This window comes from Arthrobacter sp. K4-10C (assembly GCF_059090085.1).
Genome location: NZ_JBNHFI010000002.1, coordinates 75,810 through 95,492 on the forward strand (window position 1 = coordinate 75,810; position 19,683 = coordinate 95,492).

At 66.3% G+C, this 19,683-nt stretch carries 17 protein-coding genes; 7 read left to right on the forward strand and 10 right to left on the reverse strand.

The window, feature by feature from the left end:
• Positions 1 to 92: 92 nt before the first annotated feature.
• Together AC5RUU_RS03125 and AC5RUU_RS03130 are read right to left on the reverse strand one after the other, a co-directional pair.
• Positions 93 to 740 (reverse strand): GNAT family N-acetyltransferase, encoded by a 648-nt coding sequence (locus AC5RUU_RS03125; RefSeq protein WP_493973755.1) that lies wholly within the window; start codon positions 738 to 740, stop codon positions 93 to 95.
• 43 nt (positions 741 to 783) lie between these two features.
• A complete protein-coding gene (locus tag AC5RUU_RS03130; protein ID WP_493973756.1) occupies positions 784 to 1,578 on the reverse strand; it encodes a hypothetical protein in 795 nt (264 codons plus the stop codon).
• 59 nt (positions 1,579 to 1,637) lie between these two features.
• Between AC5RUU_RS03130 and AC5RUU_RS03135 the strand changes: the two genes are divergently transcribed.
• Positions 1,638 to 2,180, forward strand: a complete 543-nt coding sequence (locus AC5RUU_RS03135; protein ID WP_493973757.1) for a prepilin peptidase — start codon at positions 1,638 to 1,640, stop codon at positions 2,178 to 2,180.
• A 143-nt stretch (positions 2,181 to 2,323) separates the two neighbouring features.
• Here the strand turns inward: AC5RUU_RS03135 and AC5RUU_RS03140 are convergent, their stop codons facing one another.
• The 3 genes from AC5RUU_RS03140 to AC5RUU_RS03150 all read right to left on the reverse strand — a co-directional run bounded on the left by AC5RUU_RS03140 (position 2,324) and on the right by AC5RUU_RS03150 (position 5,143).
• Positions 2,324 to 3,751 (reverse strand): class II fumarate hydratase, encoded by a 1,428-nt coding sequence (locus AC5RUU_RS03140; RefSeq protein ID WP_493973758.1) that lies wholly within the window; start codon positions 3,749 to 3,751, stop codon positions 2,324 to 2,326.
• A gap of 87 nt (positions 3,752 to 3,838) precedes the next feature.
• Positions 3,839 to 4,453 carry a carbonic anhydrase gene (locus tag AC5RUU_RS03145; RefSeq protein ID WP_493973759.1) on the reverse strand — a complete coding sequence of 205 codons (615 nt, stop codon included), beginning with the start codon at positions 4,451 to 4,453 and terminating at the stop codon, positions 3,839 to 3,841.
• A gap of 9 nt (positions 4,454 to 4,462) precedes the next feature.
• Entirely contained in the window at positions 4,463 to 5,143 is a 681-nt protein-coding gene (locus AC5RUU_RS03150) for a DUF4245 domain-containing protein (protein WP_493973760.1), read from the reverse strand.
• Positions 5,144 to 5,369: 226 nt separating this feature from the next.
• Here AC5RUU_RS03150 and glpX point away from each other — a divergent pair, with 226 nt between their 5' ends.
• Together glpX and AC5RUU_RS03160 are read left to right on the forward strand one after the other, a co-directional pair.
• Positions 5,370 to 6,392, forward strand: a complete 1,023-nt coding sequence (glpX, locus tag AC5RUU_RS03155; protein WP_176156781.1) for a class II fructose-bisphosphatase — start codon at positions 5,370 to 5,372, stop codon at positions 6,390 to 6,392.
• A gap of 85 nt (positions 6,393 to 6,477) precedes the next feature.
• Entirely contained in the window at positions 6,478 to 7,518 is a 1,041-nt protein-coding gene (locus tag AC5RUU_RS03160) for a lipid II:glycine glycyltransferase FemX (protein WP_493973761.1), read from the forward strand.
• Here the strand turns inward: AC5RUU_RS03160 and manA are convergent.
• From manA to AC5RUU_RS03180, 4 genes are read right to left on the reverse strand one after another with little or no spacing between them, the layout of a single operon-like run.
• Positions 7,515 to 8,762, reverse strand: coding sequence for a mannose-6-phosphate isomerase, class I (manA, locus tag AC5RUU_RS03165; protein ID WP_493973762.1), 1,248 nt, complete (start codon positions 8,760 to 8,762; stop codon positions 7,515 to 7,517). The genes AC5RUU_RS03160 and manA overlap by 4 nt on opposite strands.
• A gap of 36 nt (positions 8,763 to 8,798) precedes the next feature.
• Entirely contained in the window at positions 8,799 to 10,448 is a 1,650-nt protein-coding gene (locus AC5RUU_RS03170; protein ID WP_493973763.1) for an LCP family protein, read from the reverse strand.
• A gap of 10 nt (positions 10,449 to 10,458) precedes the next feature.
• Positions 10,459 to 11,043, reverse strand: a complete 585-nt coding sequence (gene purE / locus AC5RUU_RS03175; RefSeq protein ID WP_493973764.1) for a 5-(carboxyamino)imidazole ribonucleotide mutase — start codon at positions 11,041 to 11,043, stop codon at positions 10,459 to 10,461.
• Positions 11,040 to 12,236 carry a 5-(carboxyamino)imidazole ribonucleotide synthase gene (locus AC5RUU_RS03180; protein ID WP_493973765.1) on the reverse strand — a complete coding sequence of 399 codons (1,197 nt, stop codon included), beginning with the start codon at positions 12,234 to 12,236 and terminating at the stop codon, positions 11,040 to 11,042. Before AC5RUU_RS03180 ends, purE begins: the two co-directional genes overlap by 4 nt.
• A gap of 171 nt (positions 12,237 to 12,407) precedes the next feature.
• On the opposite strand from AC5RUU_RS03180, the gene AC5RUU_RS03185 reads away from it, so the two are divergent.
• Positions 12,408 to 12,965, forward strand: coding sequence for a GtrA family protein (locus AC5RUU_RS03185; RefSeq protein WP_493973766.1), 558 nt, complete (start codon positions 12,408 to 12,410; stop codon positions 12,963 to 12,965).
• Between the two features lie 17 nt (positions 12,966 to 12,982).
• Here the strand turns inward: AC5RUU_RS03185 and AC5RUU_RS03190 are convergent, their stop codons facing one another.
• Positions 12,983 to 13,681 (reverse strand): TIGR03089 family protein, encoded by a 699-nt coding sequence (locus AC5RUU_RS03190; RefSeq protein ID WP_493973767.1) that lies wholly within the window; start codon positions 13,679 to 13,681, stop codon positions 12,983 to 12,985.
• 402 nt (positions 13,682 to 14,083) lie between these two features.
• Here AC5RUU_RS03190 and AC5RUU_RS03195 point away from each other — a divergent pair, with 402 nt between their 5' ends.
• The 3 genes from AC5RUU_RS03195 to AC5RUU_RS03205 are packed head-to-tail and all read left to right on the forward strand — an operon-like array spanning position 14,084 to position 19,645.
• Positions 14,084 to 14,617: a WhiB family transcriptional regulator gene (locus AC5RUU_RS03195; RefSeq protein WP_493973768.1), complete on the forward strand. Its 534-nt coding sequence runs from the start codon at positions 14,084 to 14,086 to the stop codon at positions 14,615 to 14,617.
• Positions 14,618 to 14,646: 29 nt separating this feature from the next.
• Entirely contained in the window at positions 14,647 to 17,991 is a 3,345-nt protein-coding gene (locus tag AC5RUU_RS03200; protein WP_493973769.1) for a glycosyltransferase family 2 protein, read from the forward strand.
• Positions 17,984 to 19,645: a DUF5719 family protein gene (locus AC5RUU_RS03205; RefSeq protein WP_493973770.1), complete on the forward strand. Its 1,662-nt coding sequence runs from the start codon at positions 17,984 to 17,986 to the stop codon at positions 19,643 to 19,645. Before AC5RUU_RS03200 ends, AC5RUU_RS03205 begins: the two co-directional genes overlap by 8 nt.
• Positions 19,646 to 19,683 lie beyond the last annotated feature (38 nt).

Below are 19,683 nucleotides of genomic sequence, written 5' to 3' on the forward strand. Positions count from 1 at the left end.
AGCTTAGACACGGCACAAAAGGGTCCCTGCGGTCGCTGAGCGACCCGTGCCCCGATGTGCCCCTACACCAAGGACCGCAACCTGGCTCGTCGTCAGGTCACCTCAAGGAACTTGGCCGCTGCCTCGTGGCCTTCCACTTGGAGGGTCCAGTCGGGGCGCTTGAAGGTTTCCGGGGTGAGGCGGACGTGCTGGACTGTTTCGACTTTGGTGCCCCAGGCGTTGCGGGTGGTTCCGTTCAGTTCATAGCCGAGGGACCGGGAGACGCCCAGGGAGGGTTGGTTCCACGCGGCGGCCTCCGATTCGGCGACTTCGGCGCCGAGCCAGTCGAACGCGTAAAGGGCGACGGCGGCGCGCATTTCCTTGCCGAGTCCCCGGCCTTGCGCGGACTGCTTCAGCCAGGAACCGGTGGTGACGGTGCGCAGCGTGGCGAAGTCCTTCGCGCCGATGTCCTGGCAGCCCAGGAAATCGCCCCCGCACCATATGCCGAGGAGCAGGGTCCAGGACCCTGGCGTGGACTCAGCCCGGCATCGCCAGTACCAGCGGGCCATGTTCGGGCCCAGTTCCTCCCCGGGAACCTCGGTCCAAGGGGTGCTGAAGGGGTTCTTGCCGGGCTGGTGGATGCCGCTGCGGGCAGCGGCGACGGCGGCGGGAATGTCCTCGTCCCGGACCGGCCGGAGTTCCAGCCGCGGAGTAATCAGCTTGAGGTCGAAGAGTGGCCAAACAGAACCCAGCGTAGTCATCAGCGAATCCTAGCGGATGAGCCGCGGCTGTTGCCTGTCACAGTCAGGCGGGAATGTCCCAGCTGATGTGCCGCCGCACGTCCGTGAGGTTCATGGATTCGGCCAGAAACAAGTCGTCGAGCATGTACTCATCCACCGCGATGATCCGCAGCCAATGGCCGTATTCGCCAGTGTCCGGTTCCAGGGATTGGCTGGCCACGCAGACGCCCGTTCCCAGATCCAGCCGGACACGTGTACGGCCCGCCAGGCAGAGTGGAGCGGCGGGATCGGCCGGTTGGTAGGCCGGAGTGGGTACCACCACGGCCTCAAGCGCGGGCCTGCCCTCGTGTTCCACCGCGCGGTGTTCCTCTATGAGCACGGCATTGCTGCCCGGAAACTCCAAGGGGACGGGGGAGTTGCCAGCCAGTTCAACAGGGTCCAGGGCCGCGGAAAAGCGGCCGTTACCGAACCCCGGCTCCCCGTACGCAGCTTCGGGGCGGCGCTTCACCAGGCCTGCGTCGTCGAAGACGGGGGTGACCAGTTGCGGCGGCAGCAACCATGATTTTCGGGTGGAACTGACATAAAAGCCGTCCCGCGAGTCATTGATTCCCGTTGTGCTGTGGAGGACGAGTCCATCCGGGCTTTCCAGGCGGAGGGCCCCCGGGCGGCGCAGCCACGCCCGGACCAGCGGGGCAGTGGGAGAAGGAGCTTCGGCGAAGGGTTCGTCCCAGTATTCAAAGCGCAACGACTGCCACTTCCATGGTGAGGACCGGCAGAGGTTGCGGAACGTGGTGATCGGGTCTGCGGGTGGTGCGCCGCGGTTCGGATCCGGCCGGTGCCGGGAATCCCATGTCGCCATATCCACAGTTTACGCGGGCGGGATGGGGCGGGCAGGAGAATTCCAGTAGCATCCGAGGAGTGATCGGACGACTGGGCGGCCTGTGGCACCATACACCGCTGGCTTTTTGGCTGGTGCTTGCGGCGTGCCTGTACTTTGCTCTGATGGCTGTCCGGCTCACCGTGATCGACGTCCGGCACCATCTGCTGCCCAACCGGATCGTTTTCCCGTCCTACGCCGTGGCCGGTGTCCTCCTGGCGGCAGCGGCAGTTGCGGGTGCCGCCGCGCCGGCGGGTGAAGATTTGGCTGCCGCCCTGTTTGCCGTCCCGGCGCTCCGGGTGGTGGCCGGCGCGGCTGTCCTCTGGCTCTTCTACTTTGTGCTCCGCTTTGTCTACCCGCCCGGGATGGGGTTTGGCGATGTGAAACTGGCCGGCGTGCTGGGGATGTACCTCGGCTACCTTGGCTGGGGGCACGTGTTTGCCGGGACCTTCCTGGCGTTCCTGCTCGGCGGCTTGTGGTCTGTCGGCCTTCTGGCGGCCCGGCGGGGGACCCTGAAGTCTTCCATACCGTTCGGCCCCTTCATGCTCGCCGGAACTGCCGCCGCCATGCTCTTGCCCGCCTGAATGCAGCCACCGGGGCTGCGGGGTGAGACCGGCGGCCGACAGCTTCAGTGCAAGCTAATGAGGGAGTCCTTCAAAGTGCGACGGCGGCCGCCCGCCTTCCCGCAGAAGGTGGGCGGCCGCCGTCGCACTGGAGCGGTTTGAACCTATGCCTTGTGGGCGGGAGCCGTCATGGTGGTCACGTCCAGTGCCTTGTCCAGGTCGGCCTCGGAAACCTTGCCTTCGCCGTCTCCAACAAAGCCGAGCTTTTCGGTGGCCTGGCGGATGGTCAGGCCTTCCTTCACGGCAGTCTTGGCGATCCTGGCGGCATTCTCGTAGCCGATGTACTTGTTCAGCGGGGTGACGATGGACGGGGAGGCCTCCGCCAGGAAGCGGGCACGCTCCACGTTGGCGGTGATGCCGTCGATCATCTTGTCAGCCATGACTCGGCTGGTGTTGGCCAGCAGGCGGATGGACTCCAGCAGGTTGGCGGCCATGACCGGGATGCCGACGTTCAGTTCGAAGGCGCCGTTGGTGCCGGACCAGGCGATTGCCGTGTCGTTGCCGATCACCTGGGCGGCCACCATGATGGATGCCTCGCAGATGACCGGGTTGACCTTGCCGGGCATGATCGAGGATCCGGGCTGCAGGTCGGGGATCGCGATCTCGCCCAGGCCGGTGTTGGGACCGGACCCCATCCAGCGCAGGTCGTTGTTGATCTTCATGAACGAGATGGCGATGTTGCGCAGCTGGCTGGACGCCTCGATCAGGCCGTCGCGGTTGGCCTGCGCCTCGAAGTGGTCGCGCGCCTCCGTGAGGGGCAGGCCGGTGTCCGTGGCGAGCAGTTCGATGACGCGCTCGGGGAACCCGGCGGGGGTGTTGATGCCGGTACCCACCGCGGTGCCGCCCAGCGGAACCTCGGCAACGCGGGGGAGGGCGGCGTTGACGCGCTCAATGCCGTAGCGGACCTGCGCCGCGTATCCGCCGAACTCCTGCCCCAGGGTGACGGGGGTGGCGTCCATGAGGTGCGTGCGGCCGGACTTCACGACGTCCTTGAACTCAACGGCTTTGCGTTCCAGCGATTCCGCCAGGTAGCCGAGGGCAGGAATGAGGTCGTTGATCAGCGCCGAGGTGGCGGCCACGTGCACGGACGTCGGGAACACGTCGTTGGACGACTGTGAGGCGTTGACGTGGTCGTTCGGGTGGACAACCTTGTCGCTGCCGGCGGCCTTCAAGGCGCGGGTGGCCAGCTCGGCGAGGACCTCGTTCGTGTTCATGTTCGAGGAGGTGCCGGAGCCGGTCTGGAAAACGTCGATGGGGAAGTCGCCGTCGTACTTGCCGGCAGCTACCTCATCAGCTGCGTTTGCGATCGCCTTGGCCAGCTCGCCGTCGAGCACGCCCAGTTCTGCGTTGGCCTGGGCGGCAGCCTTCTTGACCCGGGCAAGCGCCTCAATATGGGTACGTTCGAGGGTCTTGCCGGAGATGGGAAAGTTCTCCACTGCCCGCTGCGTCTGCGCGCGGTACAGTGCGTTCACGGGGACGCGGACTTCGCCCATCGTGTCATGTTCAATGCGGAACTCTTCAGTGGAAGTCATGGGGCTAGCTTAGGGCGATCAGCCACCTCATCGAAAACCGTGAAGAGCGTGCTACGGGGCCCTTGCCGGGCCCCGTGCGGATGCCTTCTAGAGCTCGCCGATTCCCGAAACAAGGTTCGCGCGGCCCTCTGCCAGGCTGTACGAAAGGCCGATGACAGCCGTCCGCCCTTCCTCGATTGCGTCCGAAATCACACGCGAGCTGTCCACCAGCCGCTGCGCGGTCTGCTTGACGTGCTCAACCACCATGTCGTTGACCTCGGTTTCGTCGTTGCGCAGCGAAGTCAGCACCGACGGCGTGATGCGCTCCACCAGGTCCCGGATGAAGCCGGCAGGCATCTGGCCGGTCTCCACGGCCGACTTCGTAGCGCTCACCGCGCCGCAGCTGTCGTGGCCGAGAATGACGATCAGGGGCACTCCCAGCACGCCCACGCTGTACTCGAGGGAACCCAGGACCGCGTCGTCAATGACCTGGCCGGCGGTCCGGACCACGAAAACGTCCCCCAGTCCGACGTCGAAGATGATCTCAGCGGCAAGCCGGGAGTCGGAGCAGCCGAAAATCACCGCAAAGGGGTGCTGGTTCTCCACCAAGGAGGAGCGGCGCGAAGCGTCCTGGTTGGGATGCGACGTCTCGCCGCTGACAAAGCGTTCGTTTCCTTCGCGCAGACGGCGCCAGGCAAGTGCAGGAGTCAGGTAAGTAGCCACGCCACTACGTTACGGTGCAGGCGTGGCCAATGGTGAAACTGTGACGGCCGGGCTGCTTTCCATGGACTTCACGACGGCGTCCGCCAAGGTGGCGAATTCGTCCAGCTGGGCGGCGCCGGACAGGATGACCGTGGTTCCGCGGTAGTCGAGGACCAGGGATTTTTCGCCCTTGCCCGTGTCGCGGAGTTCCCATTCCTGGCCCCCTGCGTTCCGGGAACCTGTCACCGGTGCGTTGCGCGTCTGCTGCAGGAGCCACGTGGGGTTCGCCTTGCTGGTCTGCACCAGGCCGATGAACGAATCCTTGGGCGTCAGGAAACCGACCTCCCAGGTGGGGACCCCGCTGCCTGTCCCTGTTTCCCACCGCGCGTAGTTGGGACGGAAGGCGCCGCCGGTATCGGGCGCCGCGGGTGTGAATCCTGCCACATCGGTGGCGTTGCGGGAGATGGCGGCCACGTTGATGTCCGGGCGGTAGCCGTCGCTCTTGGGCAGCGGATTCATGAGGACGATGGGCAGGAACGCTGCGATACTGACCACCAGCGCAATGATCATGCCGATCGCCGAAGCATTCGCGCGCTTGGCTGCGGCAGCCGGAATGACAGGCTTTACCGGAGCTTCGCCCCCCGGACCGCCGGCCTCCGGGCTTCCTGCCTGGTCCGCGGGCTCGGGGCTGGGACTGGTCTTCTCCTGCATGTCATTCACCCTTCTATAGTCGCCCATGCCGGCGGGCAACTTCCATTCGGCCAGCTCCCGCCGTCGAAGGTGGCGCGCGGGGCAGATTGCGCCGCCACGTCATCCGCCGCACTGCAGGCGGCGCCCGCGACTATGATCGGAAGTAGAGGAATCACTGTCCAGCTGTTCCGGCGGGCGGGTTCAATGATCGCCACTCGAAGAAGAGGTTCACGTGTCACCAGCGTCCATGACCCAGAAGTACTCCACGATCTCCCCGTCCCTGGCGGTGGGCAACGACGAGCCGGACCGCAACCTTGCCCTCGAGCTGGTCCGCGTCACCGAAGCAGCAGCAATCGCCGGCGGCCACTGGGTAGGTTTCGGCGACAAGAACACGGCCGACGGCGCCGCCGTCGACGCCATGCGCTCCTTCCTCCAGACCGTCCACTTCAACGGCGTAGTGGTCATCGGCGAAGGCGAAAAAGACGAAGCCCCCATGCTGTTCAACGGCGAACGCGTTGGAGACGGCACCGGACCGGAATGCGATGTGGCGGTTGATCCCATCGACGGAACACGCCTCACGGCCCTGGGCATCAACAACGCCCTTGCCGTCCTGGCCGTGGCCGAGCGCGGCTCGATGTTCGACCCCTCCGCCGTGTTCTACATGGAGAAGCTCGTCACAGGCCCCGAGGCCGCGGACATGGTGGACCTCCGGCTCCCCGTGAAGCAAAACCTGCACCTGATCGCCAAGGCCAAGGGCGTCAAGGTCAACCAGCTCAACGTCATGATCCTCGATCGTGACCGCCACCGCCCGCTGGTGGAGGAGATCCGGGAGGCAGGCGCCCGTACCAAGTTCATCATGGACGGCGACGTTGCCGGCGCCATCGCCGCTGCACGCTCCGGGACCGGTGTGGATGCCCTGATGGGCATTGGTGGCACCCCTGAAGGCATCGTTGCTGCCTGCGCCATCAAGTCCCTGGGGGGCGTCATCCAGGGCCGGCTGTGGCCCACCAGTGACGAAGAAAAGCAGAAGGCGATCGACGCCGGCCACGACCTGGAACGTGTTCTCTCCACCAACGACCTGGTCTCCAGTGATAACTGCTACTTCGCCGCCACGGGCATCACCGACGGCGACCTCCTCAAGGGCGTCCGTTACTCCAAGGACAAGGTCCTGACCCAGTCCATCGTGATGCGTTCCAAGTCCGGAACCATCCGTTTCGTGGACGGCGAGCACCAGGCCAGCAAGTGGGAGGGCTACGCCCGCAAGAGCTGATTCATGGCCCTGCCTGCATTATGGAGTCCCGGAGCGCAACCCGCTCCGGGATTCCGGCGTTAAGCCTTGGTATAGGGTTTAAGCCATGATTCCAGCTGTTGTGCCTTGTACTGACCGCGCCCTTTGGGATGAACTTGTTGACCGGTTCCAGGGACATCCGCAGCAGCTCTGGGGGTGGGGTGCGACCAAGGCCATGCACGGCTGGTCAGTGGACCGGGTGCTCCTGGACGACGGCGGCAACACGGTCGGGTGCGCCCAGTTGCTGATCCGGCGGCTGCCGTTTCCCTTCCGCGCCCTGGTCTACATTCCCCGCGGCCCGATGTGCTCCCTGGAAGACACCACTGCGGTCCTCAGCAGCCTGGCGGACTACGCTGCAGCCCGCCACCACGGCGTTGCCTTGAGCGTTGAACCCGACTGGGACCTGGACTCCCCGTATGCCGCCGCCGTTGCCGGAGCGGGGTTCCGGGAGACCACCAATACCGTGCTGATCCCGCGGACCCTCATCCTCGACCTGGCCAAGTCGGATGAGGAACTGATGGCGGACATGTCCAAGACCACCCGCGCGAACATCCGGAAGGCCATGCGCAGCGACGTGGAGTTCCGGAAGGTCAAGAACGACCCCGAGCTTGAGCAGGTGCTGGGCATCTACCACGAGACGGCCGGCCGGGCCGGTTTCGGCATCCATGAGGACCAGTACTACCGGGACATTTTCCGGAACATGGGTGACGGCGCACCCATCATTGGAGCGTTCGACGGCGAGCAGTTGCTGGCGTTTGTCTGGCTGGCCCGCAGCGGTGCCACCGCGTTCGAGCTGTACGGCGGGGTCTCCGCCGAGGGCCAGAAGAAGCGCGTGAACTACGGCGTTAAGTGGGCGGCCCTCCAGGCCATGCGCGAGGACGGGTGCTCACGGTACGACTTCAACGGGCTGCTCAACGACGGCATCTCCGACTTCAAGAAGCAGTTCGCCAAGCATGAAAACATGCTCCTGGGAACGTGGGAGAAACCGCTGTCACCGTTCTACCCGGCGTACTCGAAAGCGATGCCGCTGGCGCGGAAAGGCCTCCAGGCGGCGCGCCGGCTGGCAAAAACCGCTGCCGGCCGCGCCCGTTCCGCGCTCCGCCGCTAGAGGCCGGTAGTCACTGCGAACGCCAGCGCAGGCTCCGTGCTGCCCGCCACCGGGTGGATATTTACGGGAGCTTCGGCGGCAGCCAGGAACGCGCTGCCGCCGCGCGCCAGCTGCAGGTCGCCCTTCGGCGAGTCCAGGTACACGTCGCCGGCAACCACAATCACCACGGCGGCACCCGACTGGGCCAGCGGGACCGGGCCGCCATCCGGTTGCAGTTCAATCCGCTGCAGCTGGAACTCGTCGAACGGCGGGCGGTAAAGCTCCTGGTCAAGGACTGACTTCTCGGCATCAAGCATCGGGACGGCCACCGGGTGGAAGTCGATGGTGCGCAGAAGTTCGGGAACATCGACGAACTTGGGTGTCAGCCCGCCCCGCAGGACATTGTCCGATGAGGCCATGACCTCAACACCCAGTCCGTGAAGGTAGGCGTGGACATTCCCCGCAGGCAGGTAGACGGCCTCGCCCGGCTGCAGTGAGATCCGGTTAAGGAGCAGGGAAATCAGTACGCCGGGATCGCCCGGATACTTCTCGTTGAGGCTGATCACCGTTTCCAGTTCCGCCTCGTAGGGTGCAAGGGTGCCGCCGGCCAGGAGTGCCGCCACCACCTGGGCCGTGGCGTCGGACACTGCCTGGCCGCCCGTGATGAGGCGTTCAAAGGCCTTCCGCAGGCCCGCTCCTTCATCGTCGGCTTCCAGGTCCTCCAGCAGGGCCGGCACCAGGGCCGGGACCTGCCCTTCCACCATCTCGAAAGCCGACGCCACGCGCAGCAGGATGTCCCGGGTGTCAGCGGCCGGGCGGAACCCGCACAGTGCCTCGAACGGCGTCAGCGCGAAGATCATCTCCGGCTTGTGGTTGTCATCACGGTAATTGCGGTGGGGCGCGTCGGGGGCCACGCCGGCGGCGTCTTCCCTGGCAAAACCGGCCTTGGCCTGTTCCAGGCTGGGGTGGACCTGCAATGACAGCGGCTGGGCTGCGGCAAGGATCTTTGCCAGGAAAGGCAGCCGGGGACCGAACCGCGCCACGGATTCCGCACCAAGGAAATGGACCGGATCGCTGGCGATCATGGCGTCCAGCGGGGTGTCGGTGCCGTCTTCGGGAACGTGGGCCACGGATGGCGAATCGGGGTGGGCGCCGATCCACAGTTCCGCTTCGGGGCTGCCGGATTCGGGACGTCCCAGGAGCGCTGCGATCGCCGTCGTCGAACCCCAGGCGTAATCCCGGAGGACGTTTTCAATCTGGTACAAAACCGGTTCCGTTTCTGTAGGTCTGGTTGCGGAGGGCTACAGCGCTGCGCACATGCCGTTGCTGGCCACGAGCTCGCGGATTGCCTGCTCGTTGCCCTCGCGCTTGAGCTGGTTCAGCATCTCTTCGGTGATCGGCTCGCCGTCGGGCGTGGTGGTCACCGGGGTGAAGTCCGACGGCGTGGGCTGCTGGACGGCGCTGCCGCCTGACACCAGCGTGGCGGGGACGGTCCCCGCCGCTTGGACCCTTCCGGCGCCTGCCGCAGGAACCACCATGACGTCGTCGGGAACTCCTGCTGACTGGGCACCCTGGGCGGAGGCCGATGCCAGCAACTGGTCCACGCGCTCGTGGATCTGGTCGAAGTCCGGCACCGTGGAGAAGGACGCGTCGAAGTCGGGCGGCCCGATGGTGAGCCGCTTGATGTCCTGGCCCTTCGCCTTCATGGCGAGGTCAACGAAGCTGCCCAGCTGGGAGGATGAGATGTTGGAATCCACTACCTTGGTTCCCGCGTCGGCAATGTCTTCGAACTTGGACAGCAGGGTGGCAGGGTCCAGTTGCTTGAGCATTGCCTGCTGCACGCATTGCTGGCGCTGGATCCGGGCGTAGTCGTCCACGAATTCCCGGGACCGGCCGTACCAGAGCGCGAGGTCGCCATTGAGCCGGTGTTCACCCGCCGGGATCCAGCCCAGGGGCATCCCGTGGATGCCGTTGGCCTCATCGATGACGTCCCCGCTGATGGGCACCCAGCCGCCCGCCTTGATCCTGATTCCGCCCATGGCATCAATGAGTTTTGCGAAGCCCTCCATGTCCACCAGGACATAAGCCTGCACCGTAAGCCCCAGGGTTCCGGAAACGGCCTCCAGCGTCGCCTGCGCGCCCGGATCAGCCACGCCCGGGTAGAGGTCTGCGTACTCGTTCGTCACTTCAGTGTTGATGGCATTGATGAGGCACTGGTCGCCGCAGTTGTAACCGTCCGGGTAGATGGCACGCATGGGGGATCCCTCGCTGAACTGTGCGTTCTGAAGGTTCCGGGGCACCGAAATAATGGCCGTCTGTCCTGTTTCGGCGTCGACGCTCAGCACGGAGAGGCTGTCCGGGCGCCGTCCGGTACGGTCATCACCGGCGTCACCGCCCATCATCAGGAAGTTGTACCGCCCGTCAACAGGATCGATGGCCGGGCCGGCGGAGAAGATGCTGCCGATGGCGTTGCGGCTGACGTTGAGCAGGTATGCCGCATAGCCGAGGGAGCCGCTGCCCGCTACCAGGGCAAGCACCAGGGCCATGACGACGGCGGGCCGGGTCCTCGGCGCGAGCAGCACAGGGCGGATGAGCCGCAGGGTGTTGATGAACAGGACAGCCCAGCCGGCTGCCAGTGCCACCAGCAGGATGACTATCGCCAGCGAGGCGAAAGGATTCGTGGCGATATTAATGAGGAGGGTCCGGTTGACGAGCAGCAGAAGGACGGCCAGCAGCAGGACCGCCCACACGCAGAGCGTTACCCGGAGTGCTGCCCGGCCCAGCCTGCGGTCACCCGCCACCAGCTGCGCACTACCCGGGACCAGAAGGGTCAGCAGAATCAGCACGAAGGCGCGTTTGGTCCGGACGGGAGCGGATGCGCTCACCGGATAGCGGACCGGGTCCGTCAATGCGGTGTCGGCGGGCGACTGCGGAACTTTGCTGCTGGACATCCCGGCGGTCCTAACGGCTGCCCCGCTGGGAGCTGTTGCCTTCGGCGAAGACTTCGCTGACCTTTTGCCGGAGGCTTGCCCCCTTGCGGCTGGCCACGGCGTTGAGGTCGGAGGCAAAATCCAGAAGGTCGGTGCGCAGGGAAGCGGCAAGCTCATCAGTTCCGGCAGCGAGGATCCGGACAGCCAGGAGTCCCGCGTTACGCGCACCGGCGATGGATACTGTCGCCACGGGCACGCCGGCCGGCATCTGCACGATTGAGAGCAAGGAATCCATGCCGTCCAGGGTCTTCAATGGGACAGGAACACCGATTACCGGCAGGGGAGTAACGCTGGCCAGCATGCCGGGGAGGTGCGCGGCGCCGCCTGCCCCGGCGATGATCACCCGCAGACCGCGCTCATGGGCTGTCTGGCCGTAGCGAATCATCTCGGTGGGCATCCGGTGGGCGGACACCACGTCTGCTTCAAAGGGAATGCCGAATTCCGCCAGGGCGTCGGCGGCCGCTTCCATCACCGGCCAGTCGGAGTCGGAGCCCATGACAAGCCCCACCAGGGGGCTTGCGACGGAAGCGGCAGCGGGGGTTGCTGGGACGCTCATGCAGTCTCCTCAAAAGTTTGTGGCGCCTGTTCCGCCGCTGCCCGACCGTCGCGGATGATGTTTGCCACCGTGGTGGCGCGGCGCCGGACGGAATCGACGTCGGCGGTGGACGTACCCACCAGGTTCACGTGGCCGATCTTCCGGCCCGGACGCACGGACTTGCCGTAGCAGTGGACCTTGGCCGCGGGCTCGCTGGCCAGCGCCAGCGGGAAGGCGGAGTACAGGTCCTGGTTTTCGCCGCCAAGGAAGTTCTTCATGACCGTGACGGGAGCCAGGGCATCGGTTGCACCCAGCGGCAGGTTCAGGACCGCGCGCAGGTGCTGCTCGAACTGGCTCGTCACAGCCCCGTCCTGGGTCCAGTGCCCGGTGTTGTGGGGCCGCATCGCCAATTCGTTGATGAGGAAGCCTGCACCCACGCCGGGGGTTTCGAACATTTCCACGGCCAGGACTCCGGTCACTCCCAGTTCACCGGCTATCCGCAGGGCCGCGTCCTCCGCCGCTGCTGCAACCTCCACCGGGATGGCCAAGGCAGGTGCGATCACTTCGTCACAGACGCCATCCACCTGGATGGTGTGCACCACCGGCCACGCGCGCGCCTCCCCATCGGGTGTCCTTGCAACCAGCGCGGACAGCTCCCGGGTGAAGTCAACCTTCGCTTCGGCCAGGAGTGGACTCATCGTCCGGAACCAGTCTTCGGCGGCCACTGCTTCCTCCGCCGAATTGATGACCCTGACGCCCTTGCCGTCATAGCCGCCGCGCGGTGTCTTCAGGACAACCGGCCAGCCGGTTTCGTCACCGAAACTGACCAGGGCCGCCACGTCGTCCACGGATGCCCAGGCGGGGTTGGGCAGTTCCAGCCGGTCGATCGCGGCCCGCATCACCAGCTTGTCCTGCGCGTGCACCAGGGCGTCGGGGCCGGGCTGCACGTTCACGCCGGCCTCCTGCAGGGCCCGGAGATGGGCGGTGGGAACGTGTTCGTGGTCGAAGGTCATCACGTCCAAGCCCTGGGCGAAGTCAAGCAGGGTCTGCAGGTCTTTGTAGTCGCCCACCGGCGAAGTGGACACCGCGGATACTGCCGACACATCGTCACCTTCAGCAAGGACACGGAGTTCGAAGCCGAGTGCAGTCGCGGCTGGGGCCATCATTCGCGCAAGTTGGCCGCCGCCAACAACACCTATCACTGGAAAAGTCACAAGGGCCAGCCTACCGAAGACAGACAGGTATCCCGGCTTCCGGCAGCGGCGGGGAAGCGAATTCGTGTAACGGGGCCCGCCCGTGGAGGTTTAGGAGGCTGCCCCCAAGTTTTGGGGGCTAAAATAGGCCTCTGGCCGAGTGGCCCACAGTTTGGACGGCCATGGAGGGTCATGTATAGCTCAGTAGCAGATCGTATCCGGGGACTGGCCTCGCTTTTTTGGCGCGAAGTGGCCAAGTTCGGCGCTGTCGGCGGTGTGGCGTTCGTCATCGACAACGGCATGACGTACTACCTGATGCACGGCCCAATGTCGGACAGCGAAGCCAAGGCCAGGTTTGTCGGTGCATCGATAGCCACGGTATTTTCCTGGATCGCCAACCGGTTCTGGACCTTCCGGCACCGCCGCCAGGACAACGTCCTCCGCGAATTCCTCATGTTCATCCTGATCAACGGCATCGGAATCGGCATCTCCACAGGGTTTACCGCCCTGGCGAAGTACGGCCTGGGGATCACGGATAAAAACATGCTGTTCTTCGCCGGGGTGTTCGGCATCCTGGTGGCCACAGTCGTGCGCTTCTTTGCTTACCGGTTCCTGGTTTTCAACAAGGAGCTGGACCAGGAACCCGAGTTCTCACACGACCACGAACTTATCGAAATCCACCATCACCACAAAGAGCACGAAGCCCCGGGCGAGCGTGAGCCTTCGCCGGAGAGGCCAACCCGGCAATAGGGAGCCGTCCCGGCCTATCAGTTGCCGTGGATGCGTTCCGCGGCCAGCAGCTTGTCCGTCAACTCCACGTCGGGATGGGTGAGGACCACGGAACCGCCCTGCTTCCATGCGCCAAGGGCATCGGCCAAGGCCTTCTCCAGGCCGTCGCCGGCGGGAATATGCAGCCGCGCGCCCTGCTCGTGGGCAACGGCGAAGCTGTCAAACAGCTCCCGGTGAAGATGCCCGCGTCCGCTGCTGTCCGTAATGGCGCAGGCTTCGGGGTCAGGATCGGAGTGGGGCATAAAGACGTCGCCGTGGCTGCGCACCTCCGCGGCGTAATCGATGCAGCCGGCCGCGAGCTCCCCGGACCAGCGCATCGCGAGGGCGGGCAGCGCAACTGCGATGACAGCGTCGTACTGCGCTTCTGCTTGCCCGGGGTCCGCAGTGACCAGGAAATCGGCGTCGTCTGCGTCCAGAACAGCTTCAAGGCCGACCTGCCAGGCGGAAAGCGCCCAGACCATAGCCTTCCAGTGGGCGGGAAGTTCCAGCCGCAACCGCATCCCGGGGGCTGCGTCCAGTTCGTCCTGGAGCAGGTTGCTTGTCTTTGCCACCCAGTTGTCCAGGACCCGCCCCGAAAGTTCCACGCGTTCGGCATCGGGGCCGTACCACGTGAGACGGGGAGCAGTTGAGTTCCCCGAGCGGAGGCTGGCCATCAGATCGAGCGCCGGTGTGTTCATGGCACCATCCTGCCACTGGCGCCCCGGCTGGTCATCCTGGGTTGCAACCTTCGGCTGCGGCCACCTCCGCAGCACTCCAGCTGAAGTGATATTTATCACAGCCGAAGGTAAGCGTGCTTGCTACTTCTGGAATTTCGGGGTATTTTCGCGCAATCGCGCCACTTTCCCGCCCCTTTTCACCCCCGCTGCCGTCCCGGATGGCCCGTTCTGCGACCGGCGGGGAAAATTCCCGGGCGTGGCGTGCGCCTCCTCGGGGAAGTCCAGTGATTATTATCCCGGCTGCGGCTTGACTCGCCCTAGTTACACACGTGTAATTAGGTATCTAAAGCGACTGCGTAAATACAGGCACACAACCGAGTGCCCGGGTATCCAGGCAGGGGCTGCAACATCAGGAGGGTCGCCGTGGGGCAAGCAGAGCGTATCCAGGAAGATGCCGTCGTGGCCGGCCAGGCAACGGCAAAATACCGTGCACGGGGGGTGCCCAGCGATTGGTACGTGGACCCTGCTGATCCTGAGGCCGCGGAGCGGTACAACCGGGATGCCAGCGGCATCCTTGAAGACCAGGCCACGGCATTCCTTGCAGCGCACGAAGCCCTCCTGGACGGCGGCCAGGACCCCGAAGATGAACTGGACCCTCCCATGGAGGTGCGGACGCCCGATTCCGTGCAGCCGGTCTGGATCGGGTTGCCCTTCCAGCAGGATTTCGACGACGAAGGCGAGCTTGGCTGGCAGACTGACGCCTTGTGCGCCCAGACGGACCCCGAGGCGTTCTTCCCCGAGAAAGGCGGCTCCACCCGCGACGCCAAGAAGGTCTGTGGCGCCTGCAATGTGCGGTCACAGTGCCTTGAGTATGCGCTGGCCAACGATGAACGGTTTGGCATCTGGGGAGGCCTTTCCGAGCGTGAGCGCCGGCGGCTAAGGAAGCGAGCAATCTAATTCACCAGGACGTTCATGTCACCGCCGTTGTGGTCGCCCACAACGGCGGTGCCTACCTGCCCAGAACCCTGTCAGCGTTGGCGGACCAGACCCGGTCCGTTGACCGTGCCATTGGCGTCGACGCAGGTTCCCGCGATAACTCCCGTGCCCTCCTCGAGGAGGCTTTGGGCGCGGCCAGCGTCATCAGCCACGACCGCGGCAAAGGCGGTATGGGGGCGGCGGTCTCTGCAGGACTGGCAGGGCTGGCGCCAGGGCGGGGCAGCAAGGCCGATGGCAGGCCGGAGTGGATCTGGCTGCTGCATGACGACGCCGCTCCCGGCCCGGAAGCCCTCGCCGAACTGCTGGGTGCTGTGGAACGTGCGCCTTCCGTGACCGTCGCGGGCTGCAAGCAACTTGACTGGCACTCGGAGCGCAAGCTGGTGGATGTCGGCCTCTCCACCAGCCGGTGGGCCGAGCGGCTCACCCTGATTGATGCTGACGAACTTGACCAGGGGCAGTACGACGGCCGCAGCGATACGTTTGCCGTCAATTCCGCCGGCATGCTGGTCCGCCGTGACGTCTGGGAACACCTGGGCGGTTTCGATCCCGCGCTCCCGGGCAGTGGCGACGACGTCGATTTCTGCTGGCGCAACCGCCTCGCTGGGCACCGCGTGGTGGTGGTGCCCGCCGCCTGCATGTTCCATGTGGCCCACCGGCCCCACGCCCTGGGCAATCCGGCGGCAGCACGGAAGGCGCAGGTCCACCTGCGGCTGAAGCACGCGCCCCTCTGGATGGTGCCGGTCCATGCCGTGGGTGCACTGCTGGGCAGCCTCTTCAAACTGGTCCTGAGTATTGCCCTGAAGGACCCTGGCCACGGTATTTCCCAATTCCTTGCCACCGCCGCCGCCCTGGGCAGGCCCCGGGCTGTGGTGCGGGCCCGGCAGGCGGCCCGAAAGACGCGCCGGATCCGGCGGTCCGTCATCCGGAAGCTGCAGACACCGCGGCGGGAAGTCTGGAGCCACAGGCGGTCCCTGATGGAGGCCATCGGTTCCGACGGTTCCCAGGCCGACGACCTTGAGCAGGACCCGCTCGCCCACCAGCCAAGCGGTGATGCCTCTGATGATTTCGCTGCCCTGGCAACCACAAAGCGCGGCTGGGTGGGCAACGGGGCCCTCGCGGCGGTCATCGCCGCATCCGTTGCCTCCTTGCTGGGCCTGGCGGGCCTTTTCCGCGCAGATGCGGTTACCGGCGGGGCCCTTGTCCCCGTTTCCCCCGGACTCGGTGATATTTGGAACCATGCGTCCAGTTGGTGGCTCGCCCTTGGTGCAGGCCTCCCGGGGCGGGGCGATCCCTTCGGATATGTCCTGTGGATCCTGGGTGTCCTCGGCGGTGGTGACGCCAACGCCGCGATGGCCTGGCTGCTGCTGCTCAGTACTCCGCTGTCTGGTCTCACGGCCTGGTTCGCTGCCGGAGGGCTGACAGTCCGCCGCCGGCTCCGCCTCGCGGCAGCCGTTTTCTGGGCCGCCGCCCCCGCGCTCCAGGTTTCCCTGAACCAGGGGCGGGTTGGCGCCCTGGTGGCACATGTGATGATCCCCCTCCTTGTCCTTGCACTCTTGCGGGCCACCGGTTCAGCTGTAGGGCACGGACGCTTCACAGTTCCGGCTCCCGGGGACCGGCGCGGAGAACGGCCACCGGTCCGCCCCGGCATCAACGGCACGCCGTCGTGGACCGCTGCCGCGGCTGCCGGTCTGGTGCTGGCTGTCATCGCCTCAGCGGCCCCTTCGCTCCTCCTCCCCGCCGCCACGGTGATCGTGCTGTGCGGGCTCCTGCTGGGCCGCCGCGGCCGCACCGTCTGGTGGGCGTTGCTGCCGGCCGCGGCGCTGTTCGTCCCATTCGGCCTCTCCGTGCTGGACAAGCCAAGGGCGCTTCTCGCTGACCCGGGCCTGCCCCTGGGCTTTGATGCCGCGCCGCTATGGCAGCAGCTCCTGGGGCAACCGCTGGCTTTCGCTCCGGACAAGGGATTGGACGGGCTTCCCTACTTCCAGGACGGCACCCTGCCATGGGCGCTGCTGCTGGCACTGCTTATAGCCGTTCCGGTCCTGTTCTTTGCCGTGGCAGGTCTCTTCAGCGGGGGGCGCCGCGCCGGAAGGGCAAAGTCGTTGTGGGCGGCGGCCCTGATTGCCCTCGCTGGTGGCTGGCTGGCTTCACAGGTGGCAGTGGCCATGAACGCGGACACCCTGGTGACGCCTTTTACAGGTCCTGCAGTTTCCGCCGCATCGTTTGCCCTCCTTGGGGCCGGTCTCCTCGGAGCCGAACAACTCCTTGCGGTTGCGGATAGCGCGGCTGCCGGCACCGCAAGACAGCGCAGCGCTGCACGAGCGGCCGTGGCTTTCGGCATGGTGCTGCTCCTCATCGGTCCCCTGGCAGGGATGGCTGCCTGGTCCGCCCGGAACCTGCTTCGTCCCGCCGCTGTTTCCGCTTCCGGTCCTGCAACCGAAACCGTCAACCCTGAGGCCTCCGGCTGGGGTACGCCCCGGCTTGTAGAAGCTGCCAGCCCCCGCACTTTGCCCGCTACCGCCATAGACCGTGGCACCGGGCCGGAACAGACGCGCACCCTCCTGATCAGCACCCGGGAGAACGGTACCTTCGACGCCGCCCTGATGCGCGGGGCGGGTACCACGCTCGACAGTCTCTCAGCCGTGGCATCGGCGCGAAACATCATCGGGGCCCCGGGTGCCGAGACAGTCCGCGAGGACGACGACGTGACTGCCGCGGTGCGCCGCGTGGTGGCAACGCTGGTGGCCGGGCAGGGAGTGGACCCGCGCACCGACCTTGAACAGCTGGGCGTGGGCTTTGTGGTCCTGCGCTCCGCAGACACCGCGGCACAACTCACCGCCAGCAGGATGGACGCCGTACCGGGCCTGGTGGCCGTGGGGCAGACCGACGTCGGTTGGCTTTGGCGGATCACCCCGCTGAACCAACGGGTCCTGCAGTCGGCGGACATCGCCCACCGGGTCCGCATCGTGGATGCGGACGGTTCAACGGTCTCGCTGGTTCCGTCCGGCTTCGACGGAGCGGACGCCCCGGTTCCCTCCGGACCCGAGGGCCGCCTGGTGGTTCTTGCCGAGCGCGCCGATCCGGGCTGGAGTGCGTGGATTGACGGCCGAAAGCTTACCTCCACCACCTCAGGGTGGTCCCAGGCGTTCACACTTCCCGCTTCCGGCGGCCAATTGACCCTCCGCTACGAAAACCCCTGGGCCGTATGGGCCGGAATTGCGCAAGGCACCGTTATCGGGCTGACCGTCATGCTGGCCATTCCCATGCCGGCCCGGCGGCCCCGCACCGGCCTCTCCCGCGACGAGGGCTCCCTGCGTAAGGAACAGCAGAATGCATGAGCACACCATGTCCTCGGGAGCGCCAGGCGCAGACGTAGCCGGGACTGTACAGGGTTCCAGCGCCACCAGCCCGGGGCGGCCTGGTGGCAAACGCAGTCCCCGCGCCCTTGCCGGGTTCGCCAGTGCCGCCCTCGTCCTTGCCGGAACCGGGGCAGTGGTGGCCGCCGGGTCCCTGTTCCCACCGCCGGAGTCTGCACGGAGCGTCCCTGCGGCGGTGGCTGCTGTCCCGGCAGGGGAAAGCGTCGGCGTATGCCCCGGTCCTGCCCGGCTGCTGGAAGGCACCGAGGCAGGTACTGATCCGCAGTTCAGCCCGGTATCGGCCACGGCCGCAAGCACAGTGACAGCCGCCGTCCTCGGGGCTTCAGGTGTGCTGCCCGCCAGCCGCCTGGCGCAGCTGGACGGGACAACCGCGGTCGAGATAGCGAAAGACCCCGGCCAGCCTCCAGCGGAGGGTGGCCGCCAGGACCTGCTCGCAGGCACCGTTGCCAACCGGTCAGTGGACCAGGTGACTGTGCTTAGCGCTGGTGCCGTGGCAAACCAGCAGGCCTCCGCCGCTGCTGCCATGAAATTCGCTGCAACGGACGGCGACCTGCAGGGAACGGCCGCGGCCAGCTGCCAGCAGCCCTCCAATGACCAGTGGCTGGGGGGAGCCAGCACCACCGTTGGCCGCACCTCTGTGCTGGTCCTGACCAACGCCTCCACTACCCCGGCCACTGTCAGCCTCGAGCTTTTCGGCCCCGGCGGGCAAATCCAGGCGCCCGGCAGCCGGGGGCTTTTGGTTGCTCCCGGCACGGCACGCTCCGTGGTGCTGGCCGGTTTGGCGCCGGGGGAGGAGCAGCTCAGTGTCCACGTCCGCAGCGCGGGCGGCCCCGTCGCAGCCGCGATCCAGCAAAGCGTCCTGCGCGGCCTGACCCCCGGCGGAATCGACTTCATTGCACCAGGGGCGGCTCCCGCCGTCCGCCAGGTCATGACCGGCGTCGATATCCAGGATCCGGCCGGCGTTTCTGCCCTGACAGCAAAGTCCGGGTACGAGGATGCCGGGCCCGCCTTGCACATCACGGTCCCGGGCCCGTCGGACGCGGTAGTGGAAGTCAAACTGTACGGCCGCGACGGCCAAAAGACCCTCCCTTCCGGCGCTGTAATCACCGCCAAGGCCGGCTCCGTCACCGAAGTTTCCCTGGCGGGAGTCCCGGCGGGCCACTACACCGTTTCGGCGGAATCCGACGTCTCCTTCATTGCGGCCACGCGCCTCAGCAGGGGCCTTCAGGAGGACCAGCCCGCCGACGTCGCATGGGCTGCGTCCGGCTTCCGGCTCGGCAGCCAGCACGTGGTTCCCGTTCCCCAGGGCGGTATCCGCCAGTTGGTCTTTGGCGCCCTCGGCACACGGGCAACCATCAGCTACGCGGCCATCACCGCGGACGGGAAGGTGCGTCCCCCGGCCACAGCCGACATCGCAGGCGGAACGACGGCGTCCATCGCCGTTCCGGACAAGGCGGAGGATTCCGACGTGGTGGGTTATGTCGTGTCGGCGTCCGGGGACGCCGCTTACGGCGCCGTGCTGGTGCAGCAGGACGGCCGGAACGATGTTTCCTCCCTGGCCTTCCAGCCGGCAGCGGCAGGGCAGGAGACGGTGCCGGTCACCATCAGCTACTGATGCTGCCGGTGCCGCTGCCGGGCGAAGGCCCACCCGGC

What these genes read in the sequence shown, in the direction of transcription:
- AC5RUU_RS03150 (WP_493973760.1), bottom strand. Translation starts at nt 5,143, where the DNA reads ATGCAGGAGAAGACCAGTCCCAGCCCCGAGCCCGCGGACCAGGCAGGA.
- AC5RUU_RS03130 (WP_493973756.1), bottom strand. Translation starts at nt 1,578, where the DNA reads ATGGCGACATGGGATTCCCGGCACCGGCCGGATCCGAACCGCGGCGCA.
- AC5RUU_RS03205 (WP_493973770.1), top strand. Translation starts at nt 17,984, where the DNA reads ATGCATGAGCACACCATGTCCTCGGGAGCGCCAGGCGCAGACGTAGCC.
- AC5RUU_RS03125 (WP_493973755.1), bottom strand. Translation starts at nt 740, where the DNA reads ATGACTACGCTGGGTTCTGTTTGGCCACTCTTCGACCTCAAGCTGATT.
- AC5RUU_RS03160 (WP_493973761.1), top strand. Translation starts at nt 6,478, where the DNA reads ATGATTCCAGCTGTTGTGCCTTGTACTGACCGCGCCCTTTGGGATGAA.
- AC5RUU_RS03140 (WP_493973758.1), bottom strand. Translation starts at nt 3,751, where the DNA reads ATGACTTCCACTGAAGAGTTCCGCATTGAACATGACACGATGGGCGAA.
- AC5RUU_RS03190 (WP_493973767.1), bottom strand. Translation starts at nt 13,681, where the DNA reads ATGAACACACCGGCGCTCGATCTGATGGCCAGCCTCCGCTCGGGGAAC.
- AC5RUU_RS03185 (WP_493973766.1), top strand. Translation starts at nt 12,408, where the DNA reads ATGTATAGCTCAGTAGCAGATCGTATCCGGGGACTGGCCTCGCTTTTT.
- AC5RUU_RS03170 (WP_493973763.1), bottom strand. Translation starts at nt 10,448, where the DNA reads ATGTCCAGCAGCAAAGTTCCGCAGTCGCCCGCCGACACCGCATTGACG.
- glpX (WP_176156781.1), top strand. Translation starts at nt 5,370, where the DNA reads ATGACCCAGAAGTACTCCACGATCTCCCCGTCCCTGGCGGTGGGCAAC.
- purE (WP_493973764.1), bottom strand. Translation starts at nt 11,043, where the DNA reads ATGAGCGTCCCAGCAACCCCCGCTGCCGCTTCCGTCGCAAGCCCCCTG.